The organism is Luteimonas sp. A501, from assembly GCF_054052085.1.
Map to the genome: position 1 here is coordinate 211,828 of NZ_JBSVRI010000004.1, position 7,134 is coordinate 218,961.

Here is a 7,134-nt window from a genome sequence, read left to right on the forward strand (position 1 = left end):
GCGATGCCGGCCGGCCGCGTCGAGCGCGCTCAGCGCGACGGGTCGATCAGGTACTTCCCGCCCGTCGCCTTGCGCTCGTACTCGCGAAGGATGTCCAGCTGCAACGCGTCGCGCAGGCTGATGGTGCGGGTGTAGCGGCTGGCGAAAGTAGTGGTGAGCTCGTCCGCCACGCGCTGCCGCATCCGCGCCGCGACCTCGCGCCCCGCCTTCTGCAGGAACGGAAACAGCAGCCAGCCACCCACGTTCCAAGTGAAGCCGAACGTGCGGTTGAGCACCGTCGGCCCGGTGTCCAGGCTGCCGTAGATGTAGACCTGTTTGGGTGTGTTCGAACCGTAGGGGCTGTACGCGGGCGCGGCATCGTCGCTGCGACCTGCCGCGGCTTCCATCGCCTGCAGGATCTGCCCGGCCAGCGTGCCGCCGCCGATCGCGTCGAAGGCGATGGTGGCGCCGGTGTCGCGGATGGCCTGCGTGAGTTCCGCCTGGAAATCGGGCGAGGTGCTGTCGACGATGTGCCGCGCGCCGATCGCGCGCAGCACCCCGGCCTGCGCCTGGCTGCGCACGATGTTGACCAGTCCGATGCCGTCCTTGATGCAGATCCTGTTGAGCATCTGGCCGAGGTTGGAGGCCGCGGCGGTGTGCACGATCGCGCGGTGACCCTCCGCCTTCATGGTCTCGGTGAAGCCCAGCGCGGTCAGCGGGTTGACGAACATCGACGCGCCGTCCGCCACGTCCGCGCCTTCCGGCAGCAGGATGCAGTCGCGCGCAGGCAGCTTGCGCAGCTGCGCGTACATGCCGCCGCCGAGCATGCCGACCTTGCGGCCCAGGAAGTGGCGAACGTTGGCGCCGGCCTCGACCACGGTGCCGGCGCCTTCGTTGCCGACTGCCAGCGACCGGTCCAGTCGATCCTTGATCGCGCCCAGGCGCTCCCGCGGAATGTCGGCGACCACCACCGGCCGCTCCGGCGTCCCTTCCGCCCTGGCGGTCGCCATGTCGGCGGGGCCGATCAGCAGGCCAAGGTCGGAAGGATTGATGGGCGCAGCCTCCACCCGCACCACCAGCTCGTCCGCGCCGGGCGCGCCAGTCGTGACGTCTTCCAGGCTCAGGCGCAGCTGGCCGTCGCTTGTCGCCAGTGATCTCAGCTCCAGTCCGTTCATCGGCATGTCTCCAGGTAATGGACGCCCGACGGCTCAGCCGGGGAGGGTGTTTATCGGGCCTCACCGTCTCGCCCGGAAGCCTGATGTTCCTTGCTTCTGGTTGCGAGATGGAAAGCGGCATATGCGGCCATCAGGGGCGTAGAACCCTTGTCAGTCGGCACTTCCAGGGACAGGCGTTGCAAGCTGAGCTTCGATTGTGTACCAGACAGAAATAAGCCAAAGGGCAGGACCAAAGCTACCGCCGCATGCGGATTGCTGGATGTGCTGGATGTGTACGCTTGAATTTTGTCCAAGCCACGCATTGATGGTTGTCTCGAACTCAATGCCGTTACCAGCACTATCGCGTGCTACAAATCCCTTGTCACGCATAGGTGCATGGACCCAGAACAGTTTGACTTGCACGTAAGACTCTCCATGAGTGGCGGGCAGAACGAAATGTAAGAGTAGCCCGAACTAAGGGCACCGCAGCCAGGGCGCGCCCGCTGTGGGGTCTGACGCCAAACTCAACGGCTTGTCCGCTGAAATGATCTGTTAAACCTCGATCGAGTTCAGAGCCATTGCCTGGCTTCCACAATGACGGTTCTCAGTCTCTTCTGCAGCGCCCTGTGACGCCGGTAGCAAAGGTATAGCGTTTCACTTGCCGGATTGGAAAGCCAATGAATTTTTATTTGCTCGGGCTTGTTGAACGCCTCAACCGCAAAGGCCGGTAGCACTGTAAAACCCATCCCCATACTGACCGGTTCCAAAATCAATCCGATCTGGTTTGAGAATCCCCTTCTAGGAAACAGGTTGCTGTGCTGGAACTCCGGATAGTTGGCGCCAAGCAACAGGTTGGCGTGATGACTTCCGTCAGGGTGGTCAATAAAGCCCAGGGCCATCAAGGTTTTCCAATCCGGGTCTTCGACCATCGAAGGCGTCACCAACAATAGCGACTCTTCCGCGACAGGAGTGCAACTGACGTCCGGCAGGGCGGATTTCGACGTCATGAATCCGATATCCATGGTGGATTCAGCGATTGCTCTCTCTACGTCGGAATTGGGTGCAAAGCGATAATCGATAATGAGTTTTGGGTGCCTGCTCTGCAACGCCAATAGATGTGGGTATAGCTTGAGCCCAACGCTCCCCGGAGACATCACCCGAACCACTCCTTCATAAGGAGGGTCTTCTCCGACTTTTTGCTCGAGATTCGCCAATGCCAATAGAATGTCCTGCGCTTCGGCGTACAGCCTTCCGCCTGCATCCGAGAGCGAGAATTTCTTGCCCTCCCTTACGAGCAACTCGGTGCCGAGTTGCTCTTCCAACTTGCGCACATGCTGACTCACCCCCGACTGCGTCATATGCAGGCGCTCGGCCGTGCGGGTGAAATGACCAATTTCAACGAGGGCACAAAAGCTGCGTAACCAGGTAGTGTTTATCATTACGGAAAATGATCATCCTGATGGCAAGTGATAATTTCACATAATTGTAGGTGCTCGGTAACCTATTCTCAATGTTAGGAGAGGAGGACACGCAATGAGCAACGTTTACCCAAGAAATTTCTCACACATCGGCATTTCCGTGCCAAACCTTGAGCAGGCCGTCCAGTTCTACACAGAGGTAATGGGCTGGTATCTGATCATGGAACCAACTGAGATCGAAGAGGACGACAGCGCAATCGGAGAGATGTGCACGGAAGTGTTCGGAGCAGGGTGGGGAAGCTTCCGAATCGCCCATCTATCCACCGGTGACCGGATTGGTGTGGAGCTGTTTCAGTTCAAGAATCAAACAAGCCCGGCAGACAATTTTGAATACTGGAAAACTGGCGTCTTCCACTTCTGCGTGCAAGACCCAGATGTTGAAGAGCTCGCCGAGCGTATTGTGGCCGCTGGTGGCAAACGGCGCATGGAGAAACCGCGCTACTACTATCCGGGCAAGAAACCCTACCGCATGATCTATATGGAAGATCCATTCGGAAACATCGTAGAGATCTACAGCCATAGCTATGAGCTTATATATAGCGAGGGAGCCTATTGAGCCATTGGCAAGTGGAGTTCCAGCGGGCGCTCGAAGTTGGGAAGCCCGCTGGATTTAACGCCTGAACTAAGCCGCGCCGCCAAGCGGCGTCGGCTTGAATGAATTGTTAGGGCCCGCGTTCGACCGATACGTCGGTGAACGCTGGCTCTTGCATGATGAGCCCGTGGACGTAAGAGAAGCACGGATCATCAGATGACATCTTGGCTTTGCCAAAATGCGATGTATAGGAGCGCGAAGCCGAGCTGGGCGCCTCGTTGTTTTACTAGCCAGAACCCACCTAAGCCTTGGGCTAGGGTAAGGGTAAGGATGGGACCGGCAGCCACGATAAGCACCTGGTCCGCAAGGCTCACCGCACCTTTCGGTGAAACCGGATTAAACGTTGCAATCATCTCGTGTCCGAGCGCGATGCCGGTAGCCCAATGCGCGAGTTCATGGACGAGGAAGCTTGCAATGCCTGTAACGAACAACAGCGGATAGAAACGAGCGGGAAAGGTGGCCTTCGAGTTGGCGACAAGAATCTCCAGAAGGGCCTAACGCCTGAGTTAAGTTCGGCTTGAACGAATTGTTAGGCGCCGCCGGACGTGCTGAACGTGACCTTGCCTTCTTCATCGAGCACTTCGATGCTGGCGTGACCGTCATGGTCCACCCGCAGTTGGATACGAGTGCGGCCCTGTGGGTCAGCTAGCAGAATTTCGGCATCTTCGTTCTTGTTGTGGATTGCGATGCGACGCTCAACGACCTTGCTAGCTTCGATAACGTCCAAATCCGCAGGCGGGCGGGAGTTGATATGAATCCCGGCAACGGCCTCTTTGCCATCGGGGCTTACACGGGTAATCATTCCCATTGCATCGTAGTTTGGATAGTCGAACGCTAGTGCTGACACTTTGCCCATTTTGGCATCGGTAATCGCGACACCACCTACCTCGTTGCCATTGGCGTCATAAAGGACGATGCCTGCGGGTTGCACAGCGCGCGGGTATTCTTTCCCGCCTAGCTTAGGTAGCGGGAAGCGCTCAGCATTGGAAATCACCAGGCGGGACACACCCGAAGGGTCCACGACATTGATTCGTTCGACAGTTAACTCAGCCTGGCTATGCGGAGACTTGCCGGCGGTCAGTGCTACGACTCCAAGCGCGAGCGTTGTTATGACCGCATAAACCTTAAGCCAGCGGATGTCTCGGGTGACTTTAGAATGCACATCGGGCGCAGCACTGAATTTGTCGTGAATCATTCATCGCTCCTGAAGGGTTGATAGAAGCCTAACGCCTTATGTCTTGAGTTTCCCCTACCGTAGGTGCCGAGAGCCCGACGTGCGCGCCCGATAACGCCTCGGTGTCAGACCACCGTAATTCAGCAGGGGCCGCACGCCGGATCTCGCGCCCTGCGCCCGAACAGTTGATCGAGGTTTCCCTCGAACTGATAAGCGTGGGCCTCGGGCGCGATGCTCTCGGCCAATCAACTGTAGCGGAGAACGAACATGTCAGCAGGAGGGATCGATGTGGGCAAGGCCAGCCTGGATCTGGCCGTGGATGGGCAGCCGAGCGTGCTTCGGTTCGCCAACAATCGGGCGGGCATCGCCAAGCTGGTCAAGCGACTGCGGGCACCTGGGGCCACGCGGATCGTGGTCGAAGCCACCGGCGGCTACGAGGAGCCACTGCTCGAGGCCTGCTGCGATGCCGGTCTGTGGATTGCCCGGTTCAACCCTCGCCAGGCCCGCGCCTTCGCCAACGCCACTGGCGAGCTGGCCAAGACCGACGACATCGACGCCCGTATCCTGGCGCTCATGGCCCGGCTGTTCGCCGACCGCCTCAGGCCCTACGTCGCGCCGCCGCCATGGCCCGGGAGCTCGCCGCGATCGAGAAGACGATGAAGGCCCTATCCGTGGCGGTCGTGCCCCCGTTCGTGTTGCGCTCTACATGGCCACGCTCTCGGCCGTGCGTTGGGATCCCACGATGAAGGCGCACTACCAGCAGCTGCGAGCACGCGGAAAGCTGGGCAAGGTGGCTCTGGTGGCGTGCATGCGGAAGCTGCTCGGAATCATCAATGCCAAGCGCCGCGACGAGCTTCGGGCCGAGGGCCTGGCACTGGCTTGAGCGGCACGCTTCAAGACAGTTGCTAAGTTAAGCCGACCCGCGCAGTGGAGTGGACCAGGTGGCAAGCTTTACCTGCCGCCTGGGCCGCGTAACGAAGCGGGTTCGGCTTGAACGCATTGTTAGGCGCCGCCCTTGATCGTTGGCGTTTGTCCATTGGCTTGAACCGATGCAATGCCTGTATCGCGTGAAGCCGCCGAAGCATACATTTGACTGGTTCCGATGACTTGGTGATTGGCAGCCTTAAGCGTGAAGTAGGACTTTCCGTTACTCGATTCCTTCTTCTCGTACCGCGATGCGTCGGCCGAGTTTGACTGCACAGATGCAATGCCATTCTTCGCCGAGTCTTGGGACTTATAGAGCTCGCTGGTGAGGATGGTTTCAGCGTTGCCAGCCTTCAGAACGAAGCGGAACTGCCCATCCGAGCTCTTACCCAGTTCGAACCAACCTGCCATGTCGTTCTCCTTCTCTTGCGGTGGTGGAAATCGAGTTGCGGTGAAGTGTGTGCGAGGCCTAACACTTGAATTAAGCCGACCCGCGAAGCGGGTTCGGCTTGAATGAATTGTTAGGCCGCGTGGCCGAGCTAATCATATCGGCTGTTGTAACGAGGCCATGTATTGGCCAAGCGTGAGTCCACTTCGCTCTACCTGGGCCATTAGATATACAACCTTCCCGCCACTTTTGGCAGCTTGCTTTAAAGGCCCAGCCTTTTGATCGTTAGTCAGCACGAAGGCTCGAAATGAGCGGGCTGCTAGGGATACATCAGCTTGGTTGGCAGTCAGCCCGCTTCTGCGAGGTGTTTTGCCAATCAACTGTGACTGAATCTCTGGAGATGCATAAAACCGGCGATCTGCGTCGGATTGAAACGTACCCTGACCAAAACCGCCGTAAACTTGAACCTTTGAAGGCGAGCCATCAGGTTCGAAGGCTTTAAACCCGAACACCGACGTCGTCTTTATTGAGGAGTTCTTGATATTGGCTCGAATGTAAGCCTTAAGCGCCTGCCGTCTCTCGTCGTCTGGAATAGCTTCGATTTCGATTTCAACTTCTCGGGTGAGGTATAGCGCATACCTGTCCGGTGGAAGCTCGGCGAGCAGATCTACTGACTTTTCTTGAAGGTAGTTCCACGCGCAGCTGTCGATATAAACGGCGATAGTCATGTCGAGAATGTTTCCTTGCGGCCTAACACTTGAGTTAAACCGACCCGTAGCGGGGTGGCGACTAGGTGCTAGCGTAGCGGAAAAGCATCCAGGCGATGCTCCGATTCGGGCTCGGCTTGAACGAATTGTTAGGCCGCAAACCGACTAGCGACCGGAAGGAATCGTGGCCATAGCAGCGCAGAAAATGCCCGCCACTGCCGTTGCTGCGGATTATGGTCACGGCTGAACAGCGTCCCGGCGCGGTCTGATCAACGCGCTGGTGTTGATCACCTTGCTGCTGTTGCCAAATCAGGCCACCCCTCGGCTCGTCATCGCAATCGGAGAGCACCTTTGACCGGGTCGGTTTAGCGTGACCGATCGTACTCAACGAGCTTGACGCGGCCGTGGATTGTGATGCGATAGCCGGAGTCAGTGCGCACGAAGCAGCCGCGTTCGCCGGTGTCTGTGCCGCCAAAGAGCCTATCGACAAACACAAATTTTCCCGGTTGCTGTGCCAGCCAGGCAACGAAGACCGTTCGCGCCGAGTCACCGGGTTCCGGTGACGAAGCTAGAAAACGTGCCATTGGACCGGCCAACCTTTTGTAGACACCCGCAGGCCATAATTCAGGGCAACAGCAGGGGTGTTTATGAGCAGCAAGCAGTACACGGATGAGTTCCGGGCAGAGGCGGTGAAGCAGGTTTTGGAGCGCGGCTTCACGGTGGTGGATGTGGCCGCCC

9 protein-coding genes and 1 pseudogene are annotated in these 7,134 nt (G+C 58.4%); 4 read left to right on the top strand and 6 right to left on the bottom strand.

Annotation, left to right across the window (positions count from 1 at the left end; genetic code table 11):
* Positions 1–29 precede the first annotated feature (29 nt).
* The 3 genes from ACW7G5_RS12805 to ACW7G5_RS12815 form a co-directional block, all read right to left on the bottom strand.
* Positions 30–1,154 carry a zinc-binding dehydrogenase gene (locus ACW7G5_RS12805; RefSeq protein ID WP_457005075.1) on the bottom strand — a complete coding sequence of 375 codons (1,125 nt, stop codon included), beginning with the start codon at positions 1,152–1,154 and terminating at the stop codon, positions 30–32.
* A 150-nt stretch (positions 1,155–1,304) separates the two neighbouring features.
* On the bottom strand, positions 1,305–1,556 hold the full coding sequence (locus ACW7G5_RS12810) for a hypothetical protein (protein ID WP_457005077.1): 252 nt from the start codon (positions 1,554–1,556) through the stop codon (positions 1,305–1,307).
* Positions 1,557–1,702: 146 nt separating this feature from the next.
* Positions 1,703–2,572, bottom strand: a complete 870-nt coding sequence (locus ACW7G5_RS12815) for a LysR family transcriptional regulator (RefSeq protein ID WP_457005079.1) — start codon at positions 2,570–2,572, stop codon at positions 1,703–1,705.
* A 94-nt stretch (positions 2,573–2,666) separates the two neighbouring features.
* On the opposite strand from ACW7G5_RS12815, the gene ACW7G5_RS12820 reads away from it, so the two are divergent.
* On the top strand, positions 2,667–3,167 hold the full coding sequence (locus tag ACW7G5_RS12820) for a lactoylglutathione lyase family protein (protein WP_457005081.1): 501 nt from the start codon (positions 2,667–2,669) through the stop codon (positions 3,165–3,167).
* A 565-nt stretch (positions 3,168–3,732) separates the two neighbouring features.
* Here the strand turns inward: ACW7G5_RS12820 and ACW7G5_RS12825 are convergent.
* The gene (locus tag ACW7G5_RS12825; protein ID WP_457005083.1) at positions 3,733–4,398 is read right to left on the bottom strand and encodes a hypothetical protein; all 666 of its coding nucleotides are present in this window, start codon (positions 4,396–4,398) and stop codon (positions 3,733–3,735) included.
* A 246-nt stretch (positions 4,399–4,644) separates the two neighbouring features.
* Here ACW7G5_RS12825 and ACW7G5_RS12830 point away from each other — a divergent pair, with 246 nt between their 5' ends.
* A complete protein-coding gene (locus ACW7G5_RS12830; protein ID WP_457005085.1) occupies positions 4,645–5,037 on the top strand; it encodes an IS110 family transposase in 393 nt (130 codons plus the stop codon).
* Positions 5,038–5,044: 7 nt separating this feature from the next.
* A pseudogene (locus ACW7G5_RS12835) lies at positions 5,045–5,260 on the top strand (IS110-like element ISCARN26 family transposase); the annotation flags it as partial.
* Between the two features lie 119 nt (positions 5,261–5,379).
* On the opposite strand, the gene ACW7G5_RS12840 reads toward ACW7G5_RS12835, so the two are convergent.
* Together ACW7G5_RS12840 and ACW7G5_RS12845 are read right to left on the bottom strand one after the other, a co-directional pair.
* On the bottom strand, positions 5,380–5,712 hold the full coding sequence (locus tag ACW7G5_RS12840; RefSeq protein WP_457005087.1) for a YegP family protein: 333 nt from the start codon (positions 5,710–5,712) through the stop codon (positions 5,380–5,382).
* Positions 5,713–5,844: 132 nt separating this feature from the next.
* Positions 5,845–6,417 (bottom strand): hypothetical protein, encoded by a 573-nt coding sequence (locus tag ACW7G5_RS12845; RefSeq protein ID WP_457005089.1) that lies wholly within the window; start codon positions 6,415–6,417, stop codon positions 5,845–5,847.
* Between the two features lie 626 nt (positions 6,418–7,043).
* Between ACW7G5_RS12845 and ACW7G5_RS12850 the strand changes: the two genes are divergently transcribed.
* The coding region (locus tag ACW7G5_RS12850; RefSeq protein WP_457005116.1) for a transposase at positions 7,044–7,134 on the top strand (91 nt) is incomplete at its 3' end.

Bases quoted from the DNA above. Each gene is read 5' to 3' on its own strand.
- ACW7G5_RS12805 (WP_457005075.1), bottom strand. From the start codon at position 1,154: ATGAACGGACTGGAGCTGAGATCACTGGCGACAAGCGACGGCCAGCTG.
- ACW7G5_RS12815 (WP_457005079.1), bottom strand. From the start codon at position 2,572: ATGATAAACACTACCTGGTTACGCAGCTTTTGTGCCCTCGTTGAAATT.
- ACW7G5_RS12820 (WP_457005081.1), top strand. From the start codon at position 2,667: ATGAGCAACGTTTACCCAAGAAATTTCTCACACATCGGCATTTCCGTG.
- ACW7G5_RS12825 (WP_457005083.1), bottom strand. From the start codon at position 4,398: ATGATTCACGACAAATTCAGTGCTGCGCCCGATGTGCATTCTAAAGTC.
- ACW7G5_RS12830 (WP_457005085.1), top strand. From the start codon at position 4,645: ATGTCAGCAGGAGGGATCGATGTGGGCAAGGCCAGCCTGGATCTGGCC.
- ACW7G5_RS12840 (WP_457005087.1), bottom strand. From the start codon at position 5,712: ATGGCAGGTTGGTTCGAACTGGGTAAGAGCTCGGATGGGCAGTTCCGC.
- ACW7G5_RS12845 (WP_457005089.1), bottom strand. From the start codon at position 6,417: ATGACTATCGCCGTTTATATCGACAGCTGCGCGTGGAACTACCTTCAA.